Source organism: Mesorhizobium sp. M0808, assembly GCF_040320025.1.
Lineage (GTDB): Bacteria > Pseudomonadota > Alphaproteobacteria > Rhizobiales > Rhizobiaceae > Mesorhizobium.
Genome location: NZ_JAMYOX010000151.1, coordinates 1 through 532 on the forward strand (window position 1 = coordinate 1; position 532 = coordinate 532).

Genomic DNA, 532 nt, shown 5'->3' on the forward strand with positions numbered 1-532 from the left:
TCGGATCCGTTCAACGGCGCGCTTTATGTCTTTCGCGCGAAAAGAGCGGACAGGATCAAGATCGTCTGGTGGGACGGCAGCGGCGTGTGTCTTTATGCCAAGCGACTGGACGACGCGAAGTTCTGCTGGCCGCGGATCGGCCACCACCGGGTCCAGCTCAATCATGCTCAGCTCATGGCTCTGGTCGACGGAATGGACTGGAAACGGGTTCGGACGGAGACCGTCAGGCGGCCGCAATCGGTTGGGTAAAACCCTGCGGCATGATGAATCAGGGAGCTGAAAAAGCGGGAAAATTGCCCGCGAATATGCTCTGATTTTGGCCATGTCGGCACCCGAACTCGCGCTCCCGGACGACGTTGACGCGCTCAAGGCGATGGTTATTGCCATGGCCGAAAAGGCCGCCCTTCTCGAGGAGCGCAACCTCCATCTCGAGCTGGTCAACAAGAGCGCCGATGAGCGGATCGCACGACTGACGGCGGTCGTGAAGATGCTGGAGCGGGCGCGCTTCGGCAGCCGCTCCGAAAGGTTGCGG

General features: G+C 60.9%; 1 protein-coding gene and 1 pseudogene. Both read left to right on the plus strand.

The genetic code is table 11. The features are described from left to right. Positions 1-249: IS66 family insertion sequence element accessory protein TnpB (gene tnpB, locus NKI25_RS36405; protein ID WP_353001012.1), on the plus strand; the 249-nt coding region annotated here is incomplete at its 5' end. A gap of 73 nt (positions 250-322) precedes the next feature. Next, positions 323-532: pseudogene (locus NKI25_RS36410) on the plus strand (IS66 family transposase); the annotation flags it as partial.